The following is a 22,587-nucleotide window of genomic DNA, read 5'->3' on the forward strand; positions in this document are numbered from 1 at the left end:
GGGCGCCAGCATGGCTGACGCCCCTCGAAGCCTTAACCCCGGAAGCATGCAGGTCGGCAGGGGCCGCACGGGGTCTTCCCCACCAGACTACCGACGACAGGGACGCGGCGGCTCAGCACTGCCACAGGAACTTCGCACGCCCACACGGCTCACAGGCGAACGCATAGGCGCCGCCGCACCCCCCGAAGTTCATGGCGGTGCTGTGATCCGGGCCTTCCTCCAGCTGGACTACCAGCGGCATGGGAGCGGCGCACGACGGACAGGACGGGGTCTCGTCGTTCTGGATCCAGGCGGGGATCCCGCCGAGCTGACCGAGCACGGCGGACGCGGGACGGTCGTTGCTCGCCGCCCATGCTTCGCGGGCGTCGTCGTAATCGGGCTCGTCCACCTGCTCCAAACTGACCGCCCGAACCGATCCGAGCAGAAGCACGGCCTCGTCGACGTCCCCGTCCGGCAGGGGCAACGGCTCAAGGCCGTCCGAGGAGAAGAGCAGAGCCTGGTTCCCGCCGGAGTCCGGCGCCCAGTCGTCGCACATCCCTGGATCGTTCTGGCACGCGAACAGGGCCAGGACTCCCCAGTCCTTAACTTCCTTCCCGAGATCGTCCAAGACCACTTGGGCCAGGAACTGCATCGGGCCGCTGCACGAGGCACAGCAGGGCCACGGTGTTCCGGCCGGCGCCAGAGGCACGCCGCCGGTCCGCGTCACTGGAGCAGTCGGCACAACCGGACCTGCATCGATCATCAGAGTCGTCACGGCCAGGACTCTAGAACAGAGCAACGACACAACCCGCAGGGCCGAGCAGCAGCGAGGCCGGCGAAAATCGCCTGGCGATGGACACGTTCCCTGGCAGGCTGGGGGCATGGCACCCCTCGATGATCAAGAACTGAGCGCGGCGATTGAGAACGCATCCTCGCCAGCCTGGTCTGTCCGCGGGGAGGCGGGTCGGCAGCTCGCGAGTTCGGACAAGATCGAAGAAGTTGCGGATGTCCTTCACCGCCTTCTCCTGGACGCCCAGGACACCTGGGTCATCCAGGAAACCGCGGATGCTCTGCTCGAACGCAAGGACACCGTCGGCCTGCGCTACGTCCTGCTGGCCTACAGCCAGGCGGGCACGTACGACGCGGTGGATCATCTCGGCGCTGCCCTGGACTGCAACCCCGAATGGATGACCACTGAAGGCGCGGACCGGCTGATCAAGCAGTTGCGCACGCTGGCCACGGACGAAGATGCCGGAGTCCGTGATGAAGCCCAACAGATCCTGGCGAAGCTGCGACCGCGAGAGGAATGGGCGAGCGAATCAGAGGCCGACTCCTGATTCCCGATTGATCAGGGCCGTCTGGGGCCCACATCAGACCGTTAACGCCACTATGGCACCGTCACAGGCGATCACTAAGCTCCCCGCATGACCACCGATCTGGGATACACGTGCTCCTGCTGCGGAGAGCTCCATGCAGAGCTGCCCATGAGTTACTCCACCATGGCGCCCGACGTCTGGGACGAGGGGTTCGCGAACGCGTCCGACAGCATGCTCTCCTCGGACCAGTGCGTCATCGAGGCTCAGCACTTCTTCGTCAAGGGCATGATCGAGATCCCAGTCATCGGCAGCGACCAGGTGTTCTCCTGGGGAGTCTGGGTTTCCCTGAGCCGGGACAACTTCGCCCGAGCCCTGAATGTGTGGGAGACCCCAGGCCGGGAGTCCGAGCCGCCCTACTTCGGCTGGCTCACTACCTCTCTCTCCATCTACTCGCCGAGCACCCTCAACCTGAAGACCAACCTCCACACCCGGAAGGTCGGACAGCGGCCCTTCGTCGAGCTTGAGCCCACCGACCACCCGCTTGCCGTCGAGCAGCGGACTGGCATCACCCTCGACCGGGTCCGCGAAATCGCAGAGTCCGTCCTCCACCCCGGCGCTGCGTGATGAACCCCACCGGAGAAGGCTCGGTCAGGACGCTCTGGGAGATGAGCGAGCGCGAATACCTGGCCAGCGTGGGACGCCGGCCAGGCATGTTCGTGGGCATAGCGTCCTTCCACGCGGTGACCGCGTTCCTGACCGGTTACGACCAGCACGCCAAGCGCCATGGCGGCCCCGGACTCACAGGCTGGCCCGAGTGGGTCGTCCGTCGTCGCGGGCGCAGCTGCAACCACGGCTGGCCCGGACAAGTCCTCCACATCGCTCTCCCCGACGGCTGGGACAACATCTGGAAGCTCCCGCCAGACGACGAGAAGCACGCGATCGAGATGCTCTTTCAGCTACTCGACGAGTTCGTCGCCGAGCGTGAGGCGTCATCGACCGGTGAGATCCCCGATGACTGAGGTTCCGTCCGCTCCGCCTGCGGCGCCCAGCCGCACCCGGTGACGTTGGAGGTCGACCTCGGTGACCTTCACCGTGATCAGCTCGCCCTCTTCGACAAGCTGGCTCGGGCACGATGGGGAGCCTAGTCCGCACTGACCGGTCACGCTTCTCCCTTCACCACGAGCAGTTCAGGCAGAACGGCCTAACCTGCAACGATTGTCGGCGTCACCATAGGTGCAAGAAGCTCCGGACGTCGTCATAGCCGTCAAGGGCCAGACCGTCCACGTCCGATGGGTCCGCCTCGGCACGCACCGCCAGCGATTCTGACAAGGCAAGGGCTTCATCGCCGAGACGCCCGAAGCGCCGAGCAGTGTGACCCAGGCACAGCCCAGCCAGGCCAAGCAGCGGACTGCCCTGCACGGCCCGCGTCCCAACCTGCACGCACCAGTGCTCGACGAAGTCCCCGTCGTCGTCGTTCAATGCGCTCCCGACCAGGACAGTCGCTGCCTCGGCCTCGTGCGATCGGTCACGCAGAGCCCGCTCCAACGTCTCGACCACCACCTCGTGGCCCAGTGCGGGAGGGTTCTCGAAGCTCGGGTGGGAATGCATCCCGTGACACTACGCGTCCCGCGCCAATCGCACTCGGCCTGCAAGATCGCGGCGAACGCTCCGGTTCCGACTCACGTGACCCGGTTCCAACTACCGTGTCGCGGCCCAGCAGAGCCGGTGGCTTTGGATGGCTCACCTTCAGAGAAGCAGGACGCCAACCGCAAACTACAGCTTCCAGTCACAGGTCGTGATCAGGCCTTCGGCTGGCAGGTCGGGCACCAGAAGAGGTTGCGGCCGGAGAGGTCCGCGTGGGCCACCGGCGTGCCGCAGACCAGGCAGGGGTCGCCGGCCCGGCGGTAGACGTAGACCTCGCCGCCGTGGTCGTCCTGGCGCGGCGGGCGGTTCATCGCCTCGGGGGTGTGCTCGGGCCGGACGGTGTCGATCCGGTTGAGCTCGACCCCCTCGTGCATCAGCGCCACCAGATCGGCCCACAGGGACTGCCAGGTCTCGTAGGGCAGTTGACGCCCCGGCAGGTACGGGTCGAGGCCGTGCCGGAAGAGCACCTCGGCGCGGTAGACGTTGCCCACCCCGGCCAGCACCTTCTGGTCCAGGAGGAGGGCGGCCACCGGGAGCCGGCTGCGGGAGATCCGCCGGTAGGCGCGGTCCGGATCGTTGGCCGGATCCTGCGCCAGGTCCGCGGGACGCAGCGGGTCGGGCCCGAGCCGCTGCTGGACGGCCTGCTTCTCGGCGTCGGTGATCAGCGTGCAGAGGGCGGGGCCGCGCAGGTCAGAGTGGCCGGCCAGGGGGTGCTCCAGCCGGAGCCGGACGGTGTCGGCCGGCGGGGGCGGCTGTTCGCCGGGGGCGGGCGGATCGCCGAAGTCGTACCGGCCGATCAGTCCGAGGTGGACGTGCACCCAGCCGGCGCCGGTGGCGGGCTCGTCGAGCTCGGCGCCCTCGGCGGGCCCGGCGCCCTCGGCGCCGAGGAAGCCCAGGAAGAGGTGCTTGCCGTGGGCCTCGGTGGCGGTGAGCTCGCGGCCGTCGATCAGCGCGGCGCCCTCCTGGAACCTGCCCTGGGGACTGGACGCCCGCAGCCGGCGCCCGGCGAACCGCCGTTCGTGCTCGGCGGCGAGCCGGTGGATGGTGTGGCCCTCGGGCAAGGCGCTGCTCCCTTCGCGTGACGGACGGACCGGGCCTCAGTTCTACCCCAGGGGGGTGTGACCCAGAGAACACGGCCCCGCCCCGGAAGCCCGGCATAAGAACCAGGCCCTTGCCCGTTACACCTACCGTCTCCGGTTATGAATCGGAGGCAAGCGAGCCGCCCCGGCGTCATACAGTCGCCCCGATACGACTCACTTCCTTTGAATCTATGGGAGGTGCTTCTCCAATGGCTCTCAGTTCGCGTTTCGCGCTCGACACGGCCGCCGTCGTCGCCGGTGGCTTCCTCGCGGTCTCCGCGATGGCCTTCTCCGCCCCCGTGGCGGGCTGGATCGCGTTCGGTGTCTCCACCGCCGCAGCCGTGACCGGCGCGACCGGCACGGTCTTCGCGCGGCGCGACTCCGCCAGGGCCGGGCACGCCGCACTGGGCGTGGTGGGCCTCTGGTCGCTGATCGCGGCGCTGGTCTTCGCCGGCCCCGTCCTCCACTGGCTGGTCTTCGCGGACGCGCTGGCGCTCGCCGTGGCCGGTCTGGCGGATCTGGTCGCCCACGAGACGAGCACCGAGCGAGTGGTCCACTCGCTGGAGGTCCGGCACACCGGCGGCGCCTCGGCGCTGAGCGAGCCGGCGTCGGAGCGGCACGAGGTCGCCGCCTGACGAGGAACGGAACCACCCAGACCCCGGCCCCATCGCGTGTCCCCCCGTCGCGATGGGGCCGGTCCATGTCCGCCTCCGGCGCCCGCGGGGCCGTCGCCGGCCCGAGGGGCCCTCAGCCGCCCTCCCCGGACCTCTGCCACAGGCCGTGGAAACCGAACGGCACCGCGGCCGGCGCCTCCGCCCGGGCCAGCTCGGTGAACTCGACCGCGTCCAGCGCCAGCAGGAACGACCGCTCCGTCCGCGAGTCGAGCACCACGGAGAGCAGCACCCCCTCCCCCGCCCGGGCCACCGCCTCCGCGTCGGCCGACTCGCCGCCCGGCGCGGGCACGAAGACCGGCTCACCGGGGTAGCAGCCGTCCTCCCGCCACAGCTTGTAGGTGCCGCTCTCGGTGTCCAGCCGCACCAGCTGGTCCAGGAAGTCCCCCGCCGACGCCCCGGAGCGCTCCTGCGAGCCGGCCCCGAAGACCGTCCGGTACGCGCGGCCGTTGTGCCGCCGGTAGTCGATCGCGGGCAGTTCCAGCGGCTCGTCGGAGAGCTCGGCCACGTCCACCCGGCCGCTGTCCAGATCGATCCGGATCCTGGTCGGCAGCGCCGCGGGGACCGGGGCGCCCGAGCGCAGCCGGTCCAGGTAGAGGGCCTCGACCACCCCGGCGTCCGGGTAGGCGCACAGGTCGAGGACGAGCTCCCGCTCGCCGTCCTCGTAGGCGTTGATCTGGTGGAAGGCGAAGAGCGGCCGGGTCGGGTACACCCCGCGCACCGAGCCGTCCCGCAGGTTGAGCACCACCAGGTCGGTGCCCGCCTCCGGCTCCCAGCGGAAGTTCTCCGCGAACGGCCGCCCGCCGAGCAGCAGGGCGAGCGGGTTCACCCGGAACGGGAAGAGGGCGAGGACGGCGTAGTGCGGGGTGACCGCGAAGCTGTGGAGGTAGCTGGGGCGGGCCGTGCGGTACGCCGCCACCTGCTCCCTGGCCGGCGAGCCGGGCCGCTGCCGGTAGACCCGGTAGGTGCTCCGCATCCCGAAGTCCAGCAGCACGTTCACCAGGTCCCCGGTGGCCGGATCGGCGTGCGGGTGGGCGGTGGTGACCTGGCCGCGCAGGTCGTCCCGGTAGCCGGCGACGCCGAGGGTGGCCAGGGTCTCCGGGTCGAAGCGGACCGGTAGCGGGACCTCGGTCAGGGCGGCGTACTCCTCGCCCATCCGCACCACGTTCACCAGCGGATTGGCCGTGGTCGCGGCGCCCGAGCGGAAGATCGTGCGGACCCGCTGGAAGACGCTCGCGCACGGGTCGGTGGCGAACTCCCGCGCGGTGATCCGGCCCTCCTCGCGGATCGCCCGCGAGCCGGGGGTGTCCACATAGCGGCTGGTGTAGTGCACCCGCCCGCCGTGGACGGCGAAGCGGTGGAGCATCGCCTGGCCGTCGAACCAGTGCCGCAGCGGCGTACGGGTCCCGTCCGGGGCCACCGCCTCGAACTTGGCGGGGCCGTTGCGCAGGAGGGCGCCGTCCAGCCAGGGCGGCAGGGCGCCGCGTACCGGCAGTTCGACCGCGGCGGGCGTCTCCTGGTCCAGGCTCTCGAAGCCCCGGGCGTACCGGGGGCGGCCGGCCGGAAGCTCCGGCGAATCGCCGGCCTGCCCGGTATCCGTCAACTCGGCCATGGGCGTCCTCCCCCTGCTCGCCTGGACCGCGGGCGACGACCCCCGACCGCGGCGCAGCCAAGGTGGCGCGACCAGCGTCATGCCGTCAAGCCCCGTTCGCGTCAGCGGTGGTGACGCCGACTCAGGCGGGGCGGCGGGGCGGACGGGGCGCTGCTCAGAAGCCGTCCGGGCACCACGGCCTGGCGTCGGTGCGCAGCAGCCGGTCGGCACGGGCGGCGGCGCCCGGGCGCTCCTCGCGGACCAGGCCCGCGGCGGCCAGCCGGTGGGCGGTCTGGGCTCCCAGATAGAGGGTGCCCAGCTGGGAGACGTCCAGCGCGAGGTCGGCCGGCTCGCCCTCCGCGGCCGGAGAGACCAAACCCCGTACCTCCGCGCCGTCCTGACGGGTCTCCAGCACATACCGGCCGGCCGTGTACCCCATCCGGTCCGCGACGTCCAGGACCAGCCGGCCGGGGGCGTCGTAGGTGCGGGCGGAGAGCGCCGCCGGGACGTCGAGGACGCGCAGCCAGATCCAGTCCGCGACGGTGTCCTCGTGCGGGACGCAGGCCCGCGGGTTGCGGAGGAGCAGCGGCAGCGGGTCGTCCGGGGCGACGTTGGCCGCCTTCACCGTGCTGATCCAGTCCACCGAGAAGAGGTAGCGCCACAGCTCGGTGCGGGCGGTGTCGCCGACGGCGAAGAGGTCCTGGACGGTGAGGGTGTCGTGGGACTCGCCGTGCCGCCAGACGTCGTCCACCGAGTAGAGGGCGAGGCCGTCCGGGGTGCCGTCGGGGGCGCGGTGGAGCACGGCGGCCGGCTCCTTCCAGTCCGGGTGGGCGGGGTGCCGAAGCTCACCGGTGATCTGCCGCCAGACCTCGGACGGGCGGTCGATCGCGCCGACCTGGCCGCGCCGGAACCGCTCGTGGAGCTCGGGCCCGTACTTGCGGACCTCGGCCATCCCGATCAGCTCCAGGCTCCCGGTCGGGGCCGGCAGGTCGGGGCGGAGGCCGCCGGAGCGGCGGACGTCGATGGTGTAGGCGGTCATCCCGGTGCACGGGCCGAAGCCGAAGCGCCCGTAGATGCCGTACTCGGCGGCGTCCAGGATGGCCAGCGCCTCGCCGCGGCCGACCGCGGCGTCCAGATCGGCCCGCATCATCGCGGTGAGCAGCCCGCGGCGGCGGTGGGTGGCGGTCACCGTGACGTTGGTCAAGCACTTTTCACGTGGCATGTCGAAGGCTGGTGAGACTTGCCTAGACTCCCATTGAGCTGCTCACAGGGGTAACACGGCCTCCTGCGCAAGAGGGGGCCGGGCACCCCTCGTCAGGCTGGTCCATTAGGCGCACGATGATCAAAGAGGGCACCCCCAGGTTTCGGGGGCGATCGTCGCCACTTTGCGGCTAAGCTGATTGCGTGAACCTACAAGCACAGATCGAGTTGATCACCAATCCCCAAGATTTCTCCCGCCTCTGTGATGCCGTCCTCCAGGCGGAGTACGGCTCCGACTTTTTGCCCATAGACGACGATCGCCCCGACAAAGGCAACGACGGGTTTCTCAAATCCGAGAAGCGCATATTCGCCGCACACTGTTTCAAGAGAGTTCAAAATAAGGGAATTGATAAGGATATACGTGAAAAAATGTTGGGCGACCTCGCAAAGGCGATCACCCTGAAAGAAAATAGTGATTGGGAAATCGAAGCATGGACATTTTTATCCAACTACCCAATACCAGAACACATCGGCGTGCAAGCTATTTCCCTGGGTCGAGACGCAGGGATCGACGTAAGTTGGCGGGGCCCCAGTTATTTTGCCGAGGTGCTTCAGAAATTTCAGAGCGTTAGGGAGCTATTTCCAAATCTCCTGAGCAACGACCTACTCCGCAAATTGGATGTTATCGCCAATCATATAGGCGCCCTGAAACCACAAGACCCCCTGATCAATTGGCCTCCGAGAAACACTTACGAGCAGCACCTACTTATTTCCCAGAAGCCGCAAGCGTGGGAATACCTACTTTTCGCCGGAGTACTGCTCCAGGGAAAAGAACGGCTAGAGCCAAAGTGGCGTGACTTTCTCAGTGGACACGGGCGACGAACAGGATCGTACCTAAGCGATTCCTCCGCAAAAGACTACCTCCGAGCAGCATTGTCGGACATTCAGCGAATACCTGGAGGGATCCATGGGGTGCTCGAAAGTGACTGGCAGGAAGCGGCATTCGGGCCCCCTGGGACGCCGGGAGACGCGCGGGCAATAGAGCATATTGGTGCCCGCATAATCGAGGCCTATGAAGACCTTCTTGACTGGGCTGCGGAAATGCGGGGAGCCATCTGCCCCGACAGCATGACGAAAGCCTTCGACCTGGGCGCACGAGTTGCCGAAAGGCCCGCGCAGGATTTTCGTAGATTCATAGACCACGCGATTCTTGAGTTCAGTAGTATTCCTGACAAATTGGCCAACGGAGAAAGAGTCGCAATCAGTTTGACACTAAAAGTGGATGCGGACAATGCGGCTCTCGCAAAATTCGTCGAAGAATGCAAGCGATGCTGGTGAGATCGAAGCGGTGGCTGCGCCAACCAATATAGAGCAGGAGCGCCAGAGTAAATTTGTGATCTTTTCCGAATCCCAACTCCGAAAAATCCCTGGCCGCGCAGCCAGGGCCCCTCTCTCGCTCCGAGATGATCCCTCCACCTCAATCCTGTCTGCCCGTTAATCAGGTAGCCCGCGAAGCCACTCTTCAGGGTGAAGGTTAGCTGGCCGGCCCCAGACCCGTTCCTCTGCGGGTTCGAACGCACCTACTACGGCACGGCCGACTCAGCTTCGGCTGCTGATGGGACCGCCCTGGCGAGCGCCTGATGCCGCTGGAGGAAGAGGGAGGCGCCTACGTCTCCCCGAACCAGATCGATAACGAGCTGCGCAGGCTTAGGGACGGGGTGGTCCGGCTCCAGACCCCCGAGTACGACGACCGACTCCGCGCGCTTGAGCGCCGGGGCTGGCGGTCCCCCGGCGGAGCCGCCGCGTTCGGCGCGGTTGCCAGCCACATCATCCAGCTAGCGGCATCCCTCACTGGGCAAAATCAGCCTTGCTGCGTAAACTAGCTTTTATCAAGCGCTCTGACTGAACCGCTTGACAAGCGAGGGTGACCCAGGACCGCTAAGCCCCAGGTCACCCCCTCTTGAATGATGATCTTCGCGCTACTTGCTTGCCGGCTTGCGAGCGAAGATCACGCTCAGCACGTGCTGGGCGCGTGTACGTAGTCGCTCGCCGCCGAATACGGCGGCGAGCACTACGACCCCGACTGAGCCCCCAACGGCTCCCCCCGCTGCGGTCATAAAGTCCACCATCTCTCACCCCCTCCCTTCGAGGAGACAAAATTTTAGTGCACGATCGCATGCGGTGCTAAACACCCGGTGACCTGCAAACTCCTTGATCGTAAAGCGGTTTTTTTGCATCTAGTCACAAATAGTTCGGGGCTCACGTGGTTGTGACTATCCCTCGCCTTGCACAGACGACCATTTTGCGTCCTTTGCCCTGCTATGCGGGTGACCAACATCACTATCTGGGTTGGCGGGGAGTCTCTCGTTAGCTGCGCTCACCTGCAATAACTCTGCTTTGCCATTTTGCCATCTAGTCACTTTGAATGGACTGAGGCGTCGGCTCACTGGGCCATCCCGACCTCCAGCGTCGGGGGTGCCCACCTGCACACGCCAGGGCGCTCACAAAGGACATCAGAGCGCGGCACCGCCGGCCACGGTCAGACCGGCGCCCCAGTTCGCGTGGAATCGATGCCGAGGCTGTCAGCACGCGTACGCGCGCGAGCGGAGTCCGCGAGTACCTCGCCACCGGGATACAGGCAGTGCGACTACACGCCCCTTACGTACCGTCCAGTTCGGCGCCGGTCGCGTGGTCGATGAGCCGGTCATCGAGCGAACGGGCCCAGATCTCCGGACGCACGGCCGAGCGGCACTCAGCCTCGACGCAGTACCCGAACAGACACCCGAGATATTCGTTCCGGGTGCTCAGTAGATCTCGTACGGGTCTCTGCCGAGTACGTCCTTGATGTGAGACAGCGCATCGCGAAGGGAGGCTGGAGCCTTGTCGTAGTTGTCCTCACGCTGCAAGGTCTCGCGCAAGACGTTGAGTGAGCGGGCAGAGCCCGTCTCCCGAACCATTGGCATGATCTCGGCAGCGACTGATGCCGCCTCGCTCCACGCTTGGGCCCGCAAACTGGCGTCGAGTAGACGCACGAGGAAAATTAGTTGATATCCGGTCTCGGACTGATCATGAGCCGAACTCTCCAGCAGTGGGACAGCCTGTTGCATCTCGCCGTGGCGGACCAGGCTCCAGCCGTGGTGCCCGCCAATTTCGCCCCGCGTGACCCACCATGACCAAGCGGGGTCGTCGGCACGCAAGCTCTCCTGCGTCAGAGACTCAGCCCTGCTGAACGACTTTTCTGCCGCGCGCAAATCTCCCAGGTGAGCGAGTCCGCGGGCCTCTCGTACGCGGAACATCGACTCGACTCGCGGCGACAACTTTCCCTGTTCCAGCACAGATCGAGCGACCGCGAGTTCTTCGCTGTACCGGCCGTTCCAGCCGGCCTGCATGGCCATGTTCTGCAAGATCAGCAGCTCCATGGCTCGATCACCCGAGAGCCGCGCCAGGTACAGCGCCTCCTGGTTGAAGCGGCGCGCGGGGCCGTGCTTCTCGGCATCGAAGAGGACCCAGCCGGCGACTTCGGCAAGTTCGCTCGCTGCGGCAAGGGTGTCGCTCCCGAGGTCATCCGGCGCGCTCTGACCTATCCGGTCATGGACCTTCTTGAACGCCCGGACGGCTGCGTCGGCGACGCTCATACCACCGAGCTGGACATCCAGATCCAACAGCTGACGGGACATTCCACGTATCGACTGGGCGAAGTCCTCGCCACCATGTGCCCCGGGATGTGTGCCGTTCGGGAGCGATAGCTGCTTGATGCCTTCGTTTTCCCAAGGGCGTGGGAGCAGTCCTACCATCATCCCGGGTATCCGGAGGCCGTCGCAGATCTCCTTGATCTTGTCGATTGTCGGGATCCTGCCTTTGCCCTTGGCCACGACTCCGACGCGGCTAGGGGTCATGCCACAGGCTTCGGCGATCTGGTTGAAGCTGATCCCGCCCCATTTGCGGGCGAGCTGGAAGAACTCGCCGAAGTCGTGCGCTGCCAGCGCGGACCGGACATCCTCCCGCTCCAATACGTCGGCGGGCAGGGGCCTCGGTGGCGTGTAGCCGGTCATTGCTGCTCTCCCCGTGAGCGCCGACGACCTGACGGAGCGTCAAACTCCCTCGTCACAAGTGTACCCATGCTGCCTATGCCCATCGTGGGGATGGGAACGGCGCGACATCGGAGGACCTTGGTTGCTGTCCGAGGAACGAGCCTCGGCCGGCTGGCAAGGACGGTGGGTCGTGTCATGGAAACAGGAAGGGTCGTGGGCGGTGCGCTCCCGGCGGCGGCGGGCGGCAAAGTCTGGGGTGACGGGTTGGCGGCTGAGGGCCGCTTCCGAGCGCTCTCGCTCCTTGCTGACGCGCGGGACACCCCGCACGCCGCGCGGCAAATGGCGGTCGGCACGCTGATCGCCTGGGACCTGCCCGGGATCGCCGACGAAGTGGAGTTGTGCGTCTCGGAGCTGGTCACCAACGCGGTCCTGCACGCGATCGTGGGGCGGCACCTGTGCGAGCCGGGCTACCGGCCGACCATCACGCTCACGTTGCGGGCCTGGCCGCGCTGGCTGTTCATCGACGTGATGGACGAGGACCCCTCACCCCCCACCCTGCCGATAGGGGATGGGTTCGGCCCGGAGCTGGCCGAGGGCGTGCCGGAAGCCTTGATCCTGGATCACGGGCGGGGCCTGGGGATCGTGCGGGAGCTTGCGGATCAGGTGTGGTGGATGCCGGACGGGGATGGCGGCAAGTCGGTGTTCTGCCGCTTCGATCTGGAGCCGGTGAGGTCATGAGCCGCCGATGGGCCGCGCTGCGGCGGGCGGCGGGCGATGCCGCGTGGTGGTGGCTTCTTCATCGCGACCTGTATCGGCTGCTGAACGCCTACAACACCCAGTTCGGGCGGCGCCACGCCCCCTCGAACCCCTGGGACCTGACGGCCCGTCGGCTGCGCAGGTACTGGACCCAGGTTCGCACGGAGCGCTTCCGCTCCGACCGTTGACCACTGCGCGCCGGAGGGCAAACCGCGCGCGGTGCGGATCCCCCGGCCCTTGGTCCCCGTCCTCGGGGCGGGGGATCACAGACCGACAACCGAAGAGATGAGAACCGGACCACCCCGTCCAGCTTGGCGGCAGAGAAGGGGTGGTCCGGGGGGCGAACCCCGGTGCTGATGGTACCGGGGCCGTCGCCATGTGCATATGCGGCTCTCGGAACAGGAGTTGACGGATCGTCAGCCTTGGGAGGGCTGTTCCTGATGTGCAGCAACGAGAACATGGGCCATGAGCTTCCGGCCGACCTGGACCCCGCCTCGTGGGCCTGGCTGCCGGGCGTGGACTGCCTCACCGGTTGGAAGGGTGCGCGGGAGATCGCTTGGCGGCTCAACGCGGCCTTGTCGGGGGTCGGTCTCCCGGCAGAGCAGATGGACGCGTGCGCCGGGAGCCTCGCGGACGGTCGGGGCGTGGTCAAGCTCGCGGGCACCCCGCAGGCGGCTATGTGGCTGGCCGTGCTCCTGGAGAGCATCGCCACGGAGCACGCGGAGGAGAGCCCCGGGGAGGGCGCGGCGTGAACCGGCTCGGACCGCGCGCGGCCACCTGGGCGCCACTGGTGAGGGGCCGCCCGATAGCTCGCCGCACAAGGAGGCGGGGCGGGCTGTCAAGGGTGACCGGAGGTCATCGGCTTGCCGACGCCGCAGGCGCCCTTGACCGCTCGGCACGGCTCCCATCCTCACGAAGCGGGCGGCCCCGCCCCGTCCCCACTTGCGGACACCCGGGGCCGACCGGGGCCCGCCGGCACTTTCGGGTCGCTCACCTGGGCGGACCTGGTGCGGCCCGGGTGGGCTGTGCGGCTCGGCCTCCGCCGCTCGGGCCGCTCGCACTGGCGCGGGGCGGTGTGCCGTCCGGCCGGGATCGGCGCCCACGCCGCACGCCCGGCCGGGGCGGCAAAGCCGCCCCGCGCGGCGGCGCGCAGCGCCGCCCTTGAGACAGTAAAGAAGAGTTTCGACACCCGGCCCGGAGTGGGCGTCAGCCATTCGGGGGCCGCAGTGGTTCTGGATGCTGTGCTGGACAACCGGGACGATAGGCCCGTTGCGGTGGTGGGCAGCCAGGTACCGCTTCAGCACCAGTCATGATCCCCAATGGACCTGGCACTGGACTCGCGGATGATCTTCGACCCCGCATGCCGTTTGCAGGCAGTCGACACACTGACTTGTCGCCGGGCGCTATCCTGATTCTTCAGGCAGGATTGGGGATGGGGAAACGGTCGATCATGGCAGCCAATGGTGAGCGCAAAGTAAGGGGCCAAATTACCAGCAGGTCGAAGAACCTGGCCCAGATTGACGGAAAATTGGAGGAACTTCGTTCGAGACTGATTATTGATAACCGTACCGGGCACCTTTCTGCTGAGGCTCGCAGTGCGCTTATACGTGAGTTGTCCAGAACCTCAAAGCGCCGTGAAATTCTGCTCAAACAGTTGGAAGTGCGTAGTCCACCTATCATCGTCACGGGTGGCAGTAACGTTATCAATACTGGCCAGACTATCCGCGGTCCTCAAACTAACAGCCCGTCGTCTGCATCTGCTATAAAGATCCAGGGCCAATCATCAGCAGTGCATCGGAAGTCGTCGGACCGACGCGTGGAATTTGTCTATGGGTCGCTTCAGGATGAGCGTACCGAGGCGAAGGTGGCTTTCTGGCTGAGCCTGACTGTCGCCAGTCTGGCGGCGATCATCGCACTGAGTGCAGCCGGTATCGCGCTTTTTCATGACGGAGATCAGAGCACGAAGTGGGTCACAAGTTTCGTCTCAGCGGTCGTCGCCATCGCAGGAGGCGTGTGGCACAAGCAAGCTCGTCAAGCTCGCGACAAAGTCTCTGCACACGTTGAGCGCGTAGAGAAACAGGTTGAGGCGGACGAACGCTACGAGAAAACGAAGGCGTGGATTGATCGCGTCCGTGATCCTGCAATGCGGGACAGGCTCAATGCAGGAGCTATTATCGCCGAATTGGGTTACCAAGCAGATCCGAACATTCTGACTGATCGTCTTCTTGGCAGGCTCGTGGGGGAACCTGAGGCTCTTCCGGGCGACAAGGACACTGGTGGGACCCGAAATCCCGACGCCCGGACATGAATCACTTGGACCGCGTGAGAAATAACGATGCTTACTGGGCTAACCCACGTTGTTGATTCCCGATGGCGTGCGTGGCATCGACGCAGGGGTCACACGCTGCGCGGGCCGTTTCTGGGTGTCTCAGCGGTGATCAAATAGTGCAGAGCGGTGCCGTCGGCGCGGGCGCGCAGTTCTTCCAGAATGAGCGGCCGGCCGTTGGCGGCGTCCCGCGTGACACGGTAGGAGAGCAGCAGCGGCACGGCTTCGGGCAATCCCAGCGCGGTGCGCTCGTCGGGGTGGGGCATGCGGGCGCGGACGGTCTCTGACCACTCCAGCTTCCGCCCACCCTCGGCGAGGATGCTGTACAGCTCGGCGACGGGGCGCGCGGGGTCGTCGATTAGCGCGGTGCCCTCGGCGGTCGCCAGAGGGATGATCACCCGGTGCAGGATGCGGTCGCCGTGCTGGGGGTGGATGAGGGTGCGGTCCACGGTGATGACGGCCTCCTCCTCGACCAGGCCGAGCAGCGGGGCGGTAACGCTGTCCGTGTCGGCGCGGTAGACCGCGGGGGCTTCAGCCTCGGGCCAATCATCCTGCGGGGTGGCGTACTTGGCCCCCGCCTTGGTCACCCGGCGCTTGATGCCGACCGCGTGCGCCGGCGCGGTGGCGCGGACGAAGGAGCCCTTGCCCATCACCACGTCGACCAGGCCCTCCGAGCGCAGTGAAGCGATGGCCTGCCGAACCGTCGGTCGGGAAATCTTGTAGCGCCTGCTGAGTTCGGCTTCGGAGGGGAGCATGCCGCCGGGCGGGTACTCGCCGTCGGCGATGGCCTGCCGAAGGACCTTCGCGGCCTGCTGGTACAGGGGTTCATTGCGGACGATCTCCATGGCGCTCGATGCCTCCTGGAACGGGCCCGACCCAACCGGTGGGCGTCACCTGTCAGCATAGGCACGCGTAGGTAGACGTCAAGACAGGGCAGCATGCCACCTGTCCTGACAACTGATGTCCGCTAACCCCTTGCGCACCCATCTCCGAGGGCGCATACTGCCAATCCCAGCCTGTAATGACAGGTGACGGCCGACCGAGGATGACTGGTCGGCCGGGGAGATCATCCAACGACCAAGGAGTACACCCGTGTTGCGGTCCATCCCCGTGGACATCACCCGACTCGGCCACCTGCGCTGCGTCGGGATCGAGCAGAAGATCGGCGACTACGAGACCAAGGAGCCCAAGTACGACCGCGAGGGCAACCCCCTCTACGTCGTCTCGCTGGCCGCGAAGACGCCCGGTCGGCGGGCCGAGTTGATCGACGTGGTGATCACCGGCAGGCCGGACGTGGAGGAGGGCGCCGCCGTCCACGTCAGTGGCCTGGTCGCCGCGCCGTGGGAGATCGAGGGGCGCTCGGGGGTCAGCTTCCGGGCCGAGGCGATCACCTCCGCCGTCCCGGCCCGGCCGGTCAAGGGCGGTGACGCCGGATGACCAACCATCCCGACTGGCGCGATCTGCGCCGGCTGCTGTGGGAGATAGGCGACCTGGGCGAGGAGGTCGCCCCCGGCATCGCCTGGCCGGAGGTCCAACTCCTGTACCCCTACGTCGCCACCACCTGCGAGCGCGCCGCCGGCATCGCCCGCGACCTGCTCACCGAACACACCAACACCCGGGCCGAGAACGAGCCGACCCCTGCCGCGAGCGCCGCCGAGGTCATCGCCCGAACGGACACCGACACCCCCAAGGAGGACGCGTGAGCACCCATCCCGCCCCCTCGCCCCGGCCGGGGATCATCGGCTCCGGGGCCTACCTCCACCCCGTCCAGCACCCCGCCGGCCCCAGCACGGCCAGCCCGGTCCTACTGGCCCTGGCGGTGCTGTTACTGGCGCTGGCGATCGCCTCGCCGATCCTGCGCTCCCGCGCCCCGCACGCCTGGTGGTACCTGATCGGCTTTCCGCTCACCTGCGTGCGGATGCGGGTCACCTGGCGGCGACTGACGACCCTGACCGACCTGGCCGTCCCCAAGCGCCCCGACCGCCGCATCCTGGGCGATGTGGAGGTCCGCGGCCGGGCCCTGCGGCCCATCCCGCCCACCCTCGGGCTTCCGCGACCCCGGCGCGGCGGTCTGGTGGTCACCGTGCGGCTGCACCCGGGACAGACCCCCGAGCAGTACGCGGCGGTCGCGGACGCCTTGGCGCACGCCTGGCGGGTGCACGCGGTGCGGGTCACCTCACCCGGGCGCGGACTGGTGGAGCTGAGCGCGCTCGGCTGGGACCCCCTCACCGAGACCCGCCCACCCCACGCCACAGGCCGACTGCTGGCCGCGACCGTGGGCAACCGGGAGGACGGACGCGCCTGGATGCTGGATCTGCGAGCGATGCCGCACTGGCTGATCGTCGGCGCCACCCAGTCCGGGAAATCCACCCTGCTGGCCGGGGCGGTCTCCCAGTGGGCCCGGCAAGCCGTCGCCCTGGTCGGCATCGACCTGAAAGGCGGCATGGAACTCTCCCTCTTCCAAGCGCGCCTGTCGGCGCTGGCCACCACCCGCAGTGAGGCGGCCGGACTGCTGGCCCACCTGGTGCAGACGGCCATGGAACGGATGGCGACCTGCCGCGCACACGGGGCCCGCTCAATCTGGGAGCTGCCCGGCAAGCTGCGCCCAGTGCCGATCATCGTGCTAATAGACGAGCTGGCAGAGCTGTTCCTGATGGCCACCCGGGACGAGCGCGATGAGGTCGCCCGCACCTCCACCGCGCTCATCCGCCTCGCCCAGCTCGGCGCCGCCCTGGGCATCCACCTGGTCATCGCCGGACAGCGGGTCGGCTCCGACCTGGGCCCCGGAGCGACCGCGCTGCGCGCCCAGCTCGCCGGCCGCATCTGCCACCGCGTGAACGACCCCGGCACTGCGGAGATGGCCCTCGGTGACCTGAACAAGGACGCGTTGGCGGCGGCGCAGCAGATCACCGAGGAAGAGAAGGGCGTCGCGATCACCTTCGAGGAGGGCGGCGGCTGGATGCGCACCCGCTCCACCCTCACCACCCCCGAGCGCGCACGCGCCATCGCGCAGAAGTACGCCCACCTCACCCCCGCCCTCGGGGACCTGGGGCCGAACGACCACCCGGGGGTGTACGCGTGATGGTCACCCTCCCCGCGTTCGTCCTTCTCGGCATCGTGGTGTTCCTGCTGATCCGCTCCGGCGAACTGCCCGTGTGGATCGCCCTGGTGTGCACCCTGCTCGGTGCCGTGATGTCCGTGCCGCTGCTGGCCGCGCTGCACTGGCTCGTTCACAGCCTCGGCTGACCACCCCACCGAAGAAAGGAAACCCGCCCGTGTTCCGCCGTGTGATCTGCCCGCAGTGCAAGGGCATCCGCCGCACCCGCCCGCACGCCAGCCGGCCGCGCCGCTGCCGCTGCTGCCGGGGCAACGGCACCATCCGCTGACCCGCCCGCTCGCCCTCGTCCACAGGCCGTGGATGAGCGGTCCATCCGATGAACGGAGTGATCCCCATGGAGATCCGCGCCACCGCCCGCACCACCACTCTTGCTGCCGCGTCCGGCCCGCTCGCCTCCTCGGCGGCCGGGCCGGGCCCGGCCCCCACCCCCCGCCCCTGGAGGATGCTTGACCGCGCACTGTGCGCACCCCAACCCCTACGACAGCCCTGCGGCCCGCCGCGCCTTCCTCGACCTGGACGACCGCCTCAAGGCCCTCGACGAGGAAGACCGAGACCTATACCGCATCGCCCACATGCCGGGCCGTGACCGCTGGATCCAGCAGATCCAAGCAACCGGCGGCTGCGCCCACCCGATCTATCTCGCCGGGCAGAGCACCACCTACGACACCGCAACCGGGCTCGTCCTGCGGCACTACACCACCGCCGAGGAACCCGGGGGACGCCTCGCCGTGCGCTGCCGCAACCGCCGCGAGAGCCGCTGCGCCCCCTGCTCCCGCGAATACCAAGGCGACACCTTCCACCTGATCCGCGCCGGCCTGCTCGGCGGCAAGAACGTCCCGGAGAGCGTGAAGGCCAGACCCCGACTCTTCGTCACCCTGACCGCCCCCGGTTTCGGCACCGTCCACCAGGCCGGCGACTGCCACCCCGATCGCGGCGGCCGGTGCCCGCACGGGCAGCGCCGGGCCTGCCACCGGACCCACCACGACGGGGACGCCCTGATCGGCCAACCACTGTGCGCACGCTGCTACGACTACACCGGCCACGTGCTGTGGAACGCCCACGCCCCCGCCCTGTGGAAGGCCTTCACCGACAACCTCTACCACCACTTCGCCGCCGCCACCGGGACCGGCCGGACCAAGATCCGCCGACAGGTCCGCATCTCCGCCGCCAAGGTCGCCGAATACCAGGCACGCGGCGCCGTCCACTTCCACGCCGTGCTACGCCTCGACGGACCCGACGGGCCGGCCACGGAACCTCCCCCGTGGGCCAGTGCCGAACTGCTGGCGCGATGCGTCCCGACCGCCGCCGCGGCCGTCGCCCTGGCCCTCCCACCCTCCGACGCAGTCGGAGACCTGGTGCTGCGCTTCGGCGAACAACTCGACGTCCACCCCATCGACGCAACCGGCCTGCGAGATGATCAGGTGGCGGGGTACGTGGCGAAGTACACGACCAAGAGCGTGGAAGCGGCCGGCGCCCTCGACCGGCGCATTACCGACGGCGACCAGATCCCCCGCCTACGCACCACCGAGCACGTCCGGGCGCTGATCGGAACCGCCTGGCGACTCGGTGAGGCCCCGGAGTTCGCGCACCTACGGCTGCGCGCCTGGGCACACATGCTCGGCTTCCGGGGCCACTGCCTCACCAAGACCCGCGCCTACTCCACCACCCTCGGTCAACTCCGCGCCGCCCGCGCCGAACACGCCCGCTCCGCCAACAGCCCAGACCTGTACCTCATGACGGACGACGGCACCGACACCGTGTCCACCTGGCACTACGTCGGCTCCGGCCACACCCCCGGCGAAGCCCTCATAGCCGCAGGCATCGCCGAAGACCTCGCCCTCATGCGGGAGGTAATCCGAGAAGTCCTCGCCGACGAGCGGGCGGGGGTGAGCTCCTGACGACGCGCGATGAACGCAGATCGCGAGAGGCGGACGCGCGGGAACGGGCCCTCGATCGGGTCTCGGCCCGTTTCCCGACACGCATCTCCGAACGAAGCGCACGGCGCCTGGCGCGCATGCTGAACGCATCGTAATCACAAAGGATTTGGATCGATATCGATGCGGTCATAGTCGAACTCGCCGACAGGCATGGACGACTCGTCGATGATCACGGCGTTGAACAGGAATCGCAGGACCGCGTTCTTGCGCTCGTCGGTGAGCTTCTCGAAGTTCACCTTGGCGTTCGGCCCTGCGATTCCGTCCAAGATGGTCACGGGACGGACCACGGACTTCGACTGCGCCTTGGCCAGCCGCTCCTGGATCACCTTCTTCATCTCCAGGTACTCGCTGGTGAGGAGCTGCTTTCGGGCCCACATCATGTTGAGCTCTCGAAGCTGCTGTTCGTCTTCGGCGATCGCGGTCTGCTCGGCCTCGCGGTTGACTGCGGCGGACGTGTCGTACGTCGAGAGATCGAGCTCCTGGAGCAAGCGGATCGCTGCGCGCTGGACGAAGTCCTCAAGCTTCTCAGCATCGATCCGGCGGTGACACACCTTGTTGTCGAGCCGGACGCTGCGGTTGCACTGGTAGGAGTACGAGCGGAAGTGAGCCCCCTTTCGGTTCCCTCCCTCCGAGCGTCGGCAGCCGCTCATGTGCACTTCGCAGCGCTTGCAGAGGACCAGGCCCCGCAGCAGATAGAAGCGCTTCCCCGGCCTGTTCTCGGCGGCGGCGAGTTGGGCCGCGCGGTACTTGCGGCGCTCGCGCACCTCCTGCCAAGTACCCAGGTCGACTATGGCGGGCCACCTTCCGGCACCGATCTCCTCGCCCCGGAACACATGGATGCCGGCTACGTGCCGAGAGTCGAGGATGCGCAGAACGGTTGAGTTGTTCCAGGTCCCGGCGGACGCGGTGGGGATCTCGCGCTCGTTTAGGTTGACGGCGATCGCCCGAGCTGACTCACCGTCAAGGAAACGCTCGAAGATCTCGCGTATGATCTCCGCCTCTTGGGGGATCAGCGTCATGCGGTCCTTCTGGTAGCCGAAGATTCGCTTGCCCCCGTGCGGGGTGCCGTCCTCGGCCTTCTGGTCGAACTTGTCGCGGATGCGCCGGGAAGCGTCGTCCGAGGAACGGCATGCGTGGGCTACCTCGATGCGGAGGATGAACCGATCGTCGGGGTCGCTGAGATCGCGTCGGTTGACCTGGCCGTGTAGGACAATCTTCTTCTCGTCCGAGATCTGAAGCAGATCTTCGAGATCCCTCGGCTGCCGCATCAGGCGGTCCGGGTGATAGGCGATCACATGGCGGAACTCGGACGCCTGCATCGCGATCAACATGGAGTCCCAGTAAGGGCGCTGTCGATCACGCTTCCACGCTGAGCGATTGTTGTCGATGTACACGTGCTTGGGGTCCACCGTGACCCCCAGCCGGTCAGCGATCTCCCGGCAGATCTCCTCCTGCCGATCAACGCCGGTCTGGTCGTCATCCGCAGCATGCGAGATGCGGCAGTAGATCGCGGCACTCTCGCCTCTGACGCTCTCCTCGGTCCGTCGCCTGCCCCTGCGCCGGGGCTTCTCCGAGGTGGGCTCGCTACCCGACTCCTTGCTCTGGCGCTCCGTCATGTTCCGTACCATACGAGCGTCGTATGACATTGGTGACGGCATCGGCGACCACGGCGGCGCCGCCGGGGACGGTGATGTCCCGGCGCATGCTGCGGAAGGTGCCGACCACCCGGTCCCGGTCGAAGGCGCCCAGGGAGCGGCCCGGTTCGAAGAACTCCCGGCGGAAGGCGAGGTCGAGGTCGCCCTCGGGATGGGACCGCAGGAAGCCGGTGTTGACGGCCCGGCCCCACTCCTCGAGTTCGTCGGCGGTGATGGGACGGATGATCGGGTCGGCGCTCATGATCCGACCGTAAGGGGGCCGGAGGGCGGAGTTCACCTTGTTTTCGGCCGATCGCCCGGCCGACCGGCCCGCTCAGCCGGACGTACCGCCCCCGGCGGCGAGCAGGGTGAGCTCGTCGGCGACCGCGTGGGCGGCCAGGGTGTCCGGGTCGATCAGCGGGTAGTGGCCGGCCTCCGGCAGCAGCGAGAGCCGGACCCGCTGCCCCACGGTGCCGGCCGCGGCGACATAGGTCCTGGCCACCCGCGGCGGCACCTCGATGTCGGTGGCGCCGTGGAGGATGGTGGTCGGGATCCCCGTCGGCACCAGCGCGGCCGGGTCCAGCTGCGGGGAGCGGGCGCGGATGTCGGGCCCCTCGCCGAGCAGTTGGTCCACCGCGTCGTTGCAGACCCGCATGGTGCGGGCGGTCGCGAAGTCGGCTATCGGCGCGAGCGCCAGCACCCCCGCCAGGGCCGGGTCGGCGGCGTCCCGGCGCCAGCGGGAGCCGCGCGGCAGCCGGTGCCGGGCGGCGGTCCACAGGGCGGCGTGGCCGCCGGCCGAATGCCCGCACAGGATGACCCGGCCGGAGTCGACGCAGTCGCTCCACTCCTGCTCGCGGACCAGCGCCGGCAGCAGGTCGGCGGCGGCCGAGAGGTCGTCGAAGGTGTCCGGCCAGCGCCCGGCCCTGGTACGGCCGTTGCCGCGCCGGTACTCCACCGACGCGACGGCGAAGCCGCGGCCGGAGAGGAAGGAGGCCAGCGGGGAGGCGTGCGCCCGGTCGTACGGGGCGCGCCAGGCCCCGCCGTGGAAGAAGAGCACCAGCGGGGCCGACCCGCCGCCCCGGGCGGACTCCGGCGGCAGATAGAAGTCGGCGATCTGCTCCGCGAGTTGGCCGTAGGCGAGGACGGTGTCCGGCGGGACCGCCGGGTGGCTGAAGCAGGCCTCCTCCTCGGCGGCGTTCCGGGCCTCCGCGACCTCGCGCCGGCCGCGCTGCTGATCGCGCTGCGGATCGGGCTGCGGCAGAGGCGGCTGGCCCGCTCGCGTGGTCGGCTCCATCGCTGTTTCTT

At 68.1% G+C, this 22,587-nt stretch carries 25 protein-coding genes; 14 read left to right on the forward strand and 11 right to left on the reverse strand.

The genetic code is table 11. From position 1 onward, the window contains the following. Positions 1-112: 112 nt before the first annotated feature. Positions 113-754, reverse strand: a complete 642-nt coding sequence (locus tag BS73_RS18240) for a DUF1963 domain-containing protein (protein ID WP_235215444.1) — start codon at positions 752-754, stop codon at positions 113-115. A gap of 106 nt (positions 755-860) precedes the next feature. On the opposite strand from BS73_RS18240, the gene BS73_RS18245 reads away from it, so the two are divergent. The 3 genes from BS73_RS18245 to BS73_RS18255 all read left to right on the forward strand — a co-directional run bounded on the left by BS73_RS18245 (position 861) and on the right by BS73_RS18255 (position 2,314). Further along, on the forward strand, positions 861-1,316 hold the full coding sequence (locus tag BS73_RS18245; protein ID WP_051940074.1) for a hypothetical protein: 456 nt from the start codon (positions 861-863) through the stop codon (positions 1,314-1,316). Positions 1,317-1,463: 147 nt separating this feature from the next. After that, a complete protein-coding gene (locus tag BS73_RS18250) occupies positions 1,464-1,919 on the forward strand; it encodes a DUF2199 domain-containing protein (RefSeq protein ID WP_037573880.1) in 456 nt (151 codons plus the stop codon). A gap of 41 nt (positions 1,920-1,960) precedes the next feature. Next, entirely contained in the window at positions 1,961-2,314 is a 354-nt protein-coding gene (locus BS73_RS18255; protein WP_235215445.1) for a hypothetical protein, read from the forward strand. Between the two features lie 205 nt (positions 2,315-2,519). On the opposite strand, the gene BS73_RS18260 is transcribed toward BS73_RS18255, so the two are convergent. Together BS73_RS18260 and BS73_RS18265 are read right to left on the reverse strand one after the other, a co-directional pair. Then, positions 2,520-2,903 (reverse strand): hypothetical protein, encoded by a 384-nt coding sequence (locus BS73_RS18260; RefSeq protein ID WP_037573884.1) that lies wholly within the window; start codon positions 2,901-2,903, stop codon positions 2,520-2,522. Between the two features lie 191 nt (positions 2,904-3,094). Next, complete coding sequence (locus tag BS73_RS18265; RefSeq protein WP_037573887.1) at positions 3,095-4,000, reverse strand: Fpg/Nei family DNA glycosylase; 906 nt, start codon at positions 3,998-4,000, stop codon at positions 3,095-3,097. Positions 4,001-4,227: 227 nt separating this feature from the next. Here BS73_RS18265 and BS73_RS18270 point away from each other — a divergent pair, with 227 nt between their 5' ends. After that, positions 4,228-4,653 (forward strand): hypothetical protein, encoded by a 426-nt coding sequence (locus BS73_RS18270; protein WP_037573890.1) that lies wholly within the window; start codon positions 4,228-4,230, stop codon positions 4,651-4,653. A gap of 112 nt (positions 4,654-4,765) precedes the next feature. Here the strand turns inward: BS73_RS18270 and BS73_RS18275 are convergent, their stop codons facing one another. Further along, on the reverse strand, positions 4,766-6,301 hold the full coding sequence (locus tag BS73_RS18275; protein WP_084704166.1) for a carotenoid oxygenase family protein: 1,536 nt from the start codon (positions 6,299-6,301) through the stop codon (positions 4,766-4,768). Between the two features lie 154 nt (positions 6,302-6,455). Next, positions 6,456-7,484: a GNAT family N-acetyltransferase gene (locus BS73_RS18280; RefSeq protein WP_051940075.1), complete on the reverse strand. Its 1,029-nt coding sequence runs from the start codon at positions 7,482-7,484 to the stop codon at positions 6,456-6,458. 200 nt (positions 7,485-7,684) lie between these two features. On the opposite strand from BS73_RS18280, the gene BS73_RS37490 reads away from it, so the two are divergent. Then, positions 7,685-8,818 carry a hypothetical protein gene (locus BS73_RS37490; RefSeq protein WP_152617646.1) on the forward strand — a complete coding sequence of 378 codons (1,134 nt, stop codon included), beginning with the start codon at positions 7,685-7,687 and terminating at the stop codon, positions 8,816-8,818. A gap of 1,320 nt (positions 8,819-10,138) precedes the next feature. Here the strand turns inward: BS73_RS37490 and BS73_RS41115 are convergent. Both BS73_RS41115 and BS73_RS18290 read right to left on the reverse strand, forming a co-directional pair. Further along, positions 10,139-10,288: a YxiG-like protein gene (locus tag BS73_RS41115; RefSeq protein WP_456153932.1), complete on the reverse strand. Its 150-nt coding sequence runs from the start codon at positions 10,286-10,288 to the stop codon at positions 10,139-10,141. Next, entirely contained in the window at positions 10,285-11,532 is a 1,248-nt protein-coding gene (locus tag BS73_RS18290; protein ID WP_051940076.1) for a helix-turn-helix domain-containing protein, read from the reverse strand. The genes BS73_RS41115 and BS73_RS18290 overlap by 4 nt, the downstream gene beginning before the upstream one ends. Before the next feature lie 192 nt (positions 11,533-11,724). Between BS73_RS18290 and BS73_RS18295 the strand changes: the two genes are divergently transcribed. From BS73_RS18295 to BS73_RS37495, 4 genes are all read left to right on the forward strand, one after another. Beyond that, positions 11,725-12,249, forward strand: coding sequence for an ATP-binding protein (locus tag BS73_RS18295; protein ID WP_051940077.1), 525 nt, complete (start codon positions 11,725-11,727; stop codon positions 12,247-12,249). Further along, positions 12,246-12,455 carry a hypothetical protein gene (locus BS73_RS18300; protein ID WP_037573900.1) on the forward strand — a complete coding sequence of 70 codons (210 nt, stop codon included), beginning with the start codon at positions 12,246-12,248 and terminating at the stop codon, positions 12,453-12,455. Before BS73_RS18295 ends, BS73_RS18300 begins: the two co-directional genes overlap by 4 nt. A 252-nt stretch (positions 12,456-12,707) precedes the next feature. Then, positions 12,708-13,019: a hypothetical protein gene (locus tag BS73_RS18305; RefSeq protein ID WP_063837163.1), complete on the forward strand. Its 312-nt coding sequence runs from the start codon at positions 12,708-12,710 to the stop codon at positions 13,017-13,019. Positions 13,020-13,717: 698 nt separating this feature from the next. After that, positions 13,718-14,575, forward strand: a complete 858-nt coding sequence (locus BS73_RS37495) for a TRADD-N-associated membrane domain-containing protein (protein WP_152617647.1) — start codon at positions 13,718-13,720, stop codon at positions 14,573-14,575. A gap of 89 nt (positions 14,576-14,664) precedes the next feature. Here BS73_RS37495 and BS73_RS18310 read toward each other — a convergent pair whose 3' ends face one another. After that, positions 14,665-15,438 (reverse strand): GntR family transcriptional regulator, encoded by a 774-nt coding sequence (locus BS73_RS18310; RefSeq protein WP_037573901.1) that lies wholly within the window; start codon positions 15,436-15,438, stop codon positions 14,665-14,667. Positions 15,439-15,685: 247 nt separating this feature from the next. Between BS73_RS18310 and BS73_RS18315 the strand changes: the two genes are divergently transcribed. The 5 genes from BS73_RS18315 to BS73_RS18330 all read left to right on the forward strand — a co-directional run bounded on the left by BS73_RS18315 (position 15,686) and on the right by BS73_RS18330 (position 19,609). Beyond that, complete coding sequence (locus tag BS73_RS18315) at positions 15,686-16,030, forward strand: SCO3933 family regulatory protein (RefSeq protein ID WP_235215446.1); 345 nt, start codon at positions 15,686-15,688, stop codon at positions 16,028-16,030. After that, positions 16,027-16,296, forward strand: a complete 270-nt coding sequence (locus BS73_RS18320; protein WP_037573906.1) for a hypothetical protein — start codon at positions 16,027-16,029, stop codon at positions 16,294-16,296. Before BS73_RS18315 ends, BS73_RS18320 begins: the two co-directional genes overlap by 4 nt. Next, positions 16,293-17,675 (forward strand): FtsK/SpoIIIE domain-containing protein, encoded by a 1,383-nt coding sequence (locus BS73_RS18325; RefSeq protein ID WP_322987276.1) that lies wholly within the window; start codon positions 16,293-16,295, stop codon positions 17,673-17,675. The genes BS73_RS18320 and BS73_RS18325 overlap by 4 nt, the downstream gene beginning before the upstream one ends. Beyond that, on the forward strand, positions 17,675-17,839 hold the full coding sequence (locus BS73_RS38275) for a hypothetical protein (RefSeq protein WP_161789674.1): 165 nt from the start codon (positions 17,675-17,677) through the stop codon (positions 17,837-17,839). The genes BS73_RS18325 and BS73_RS38275 overlap by 1 nt, the downstream gene beginning before the upstream one ends. Positions 17,840-18,157: 318 nt before the next feature. After that, positions 18,158-19,609: a replication initiator gene (locus tag BS73_RS18330; protein ID WP_235215447.1), complete on the forward strand. Its 1,452-nt coding sequence runs from the start codon at positions 18,158-18,160 to the stop codon at positions 19,607-19,609. A 134-nt stretch (positions 19,610-19,743) separates the two neighbouring features. On the opposite strand, the gene BS73_RS18335 is transcribed toward BS73_RS18330, so the two are convergent. The 3 genes from BS73_RS18335 to BS73_RS18345 form a co-directional block, all read right to left on the reverse strand. Then, on the reverse strand, positions 19,744-21,264 hold the full coding sequence (locus BS73_RS18335) for a recombinase family protein (protein WP_051940079.1): 1,521 nt from the start codon (positions 21,262-21,264) through the stop codon (positions 19,744-19,746). Beyond that, positions 21,233-21,544 carry a GNAT family N-acetyltransferase gene (locus BS73_RS18340; protein WP_037573909.1) on the reverse strand — a complete coding sequence of 104 codons (312 nt, stop codon included), beginning with the start codon at positions 21,542-21,544 and terminating at the stop codon, positions 21,233-21,235. The genes BS73_RS18335 and BS73_RS18340 overlap by 32 nt, the downstream gene beginning before the upstream one ends. 72 nt (positions 21,545-21,616) lie before the next feature. Continuing rightward, positions 21,617-22,576, reverse strand: coding sequence for an alpha/beta hydrolase family protein (locus tag BS73_RS18345; RefSeq protein ID WP_037573911.1), 960 nt, complete (start codon positions 22,574-22,576; stop codon positions 21,617-21,619). Between the last annotated feature and the right edge of the window lie 11 nt (positions 22,577-22,587).

The sequence above is a fragment of the Phaeacidiphilus oryzae TH49 genome, from assembly GCF_000744815.1.
In the GTDB taxonomy this organism is placed as follows: Bacteria; Actinomycetota; Actinomycetes; order Streptomycetales; family Streptomycetaceae; genus Phaeacidiphilus; species Phaeacidiphilus oryzae.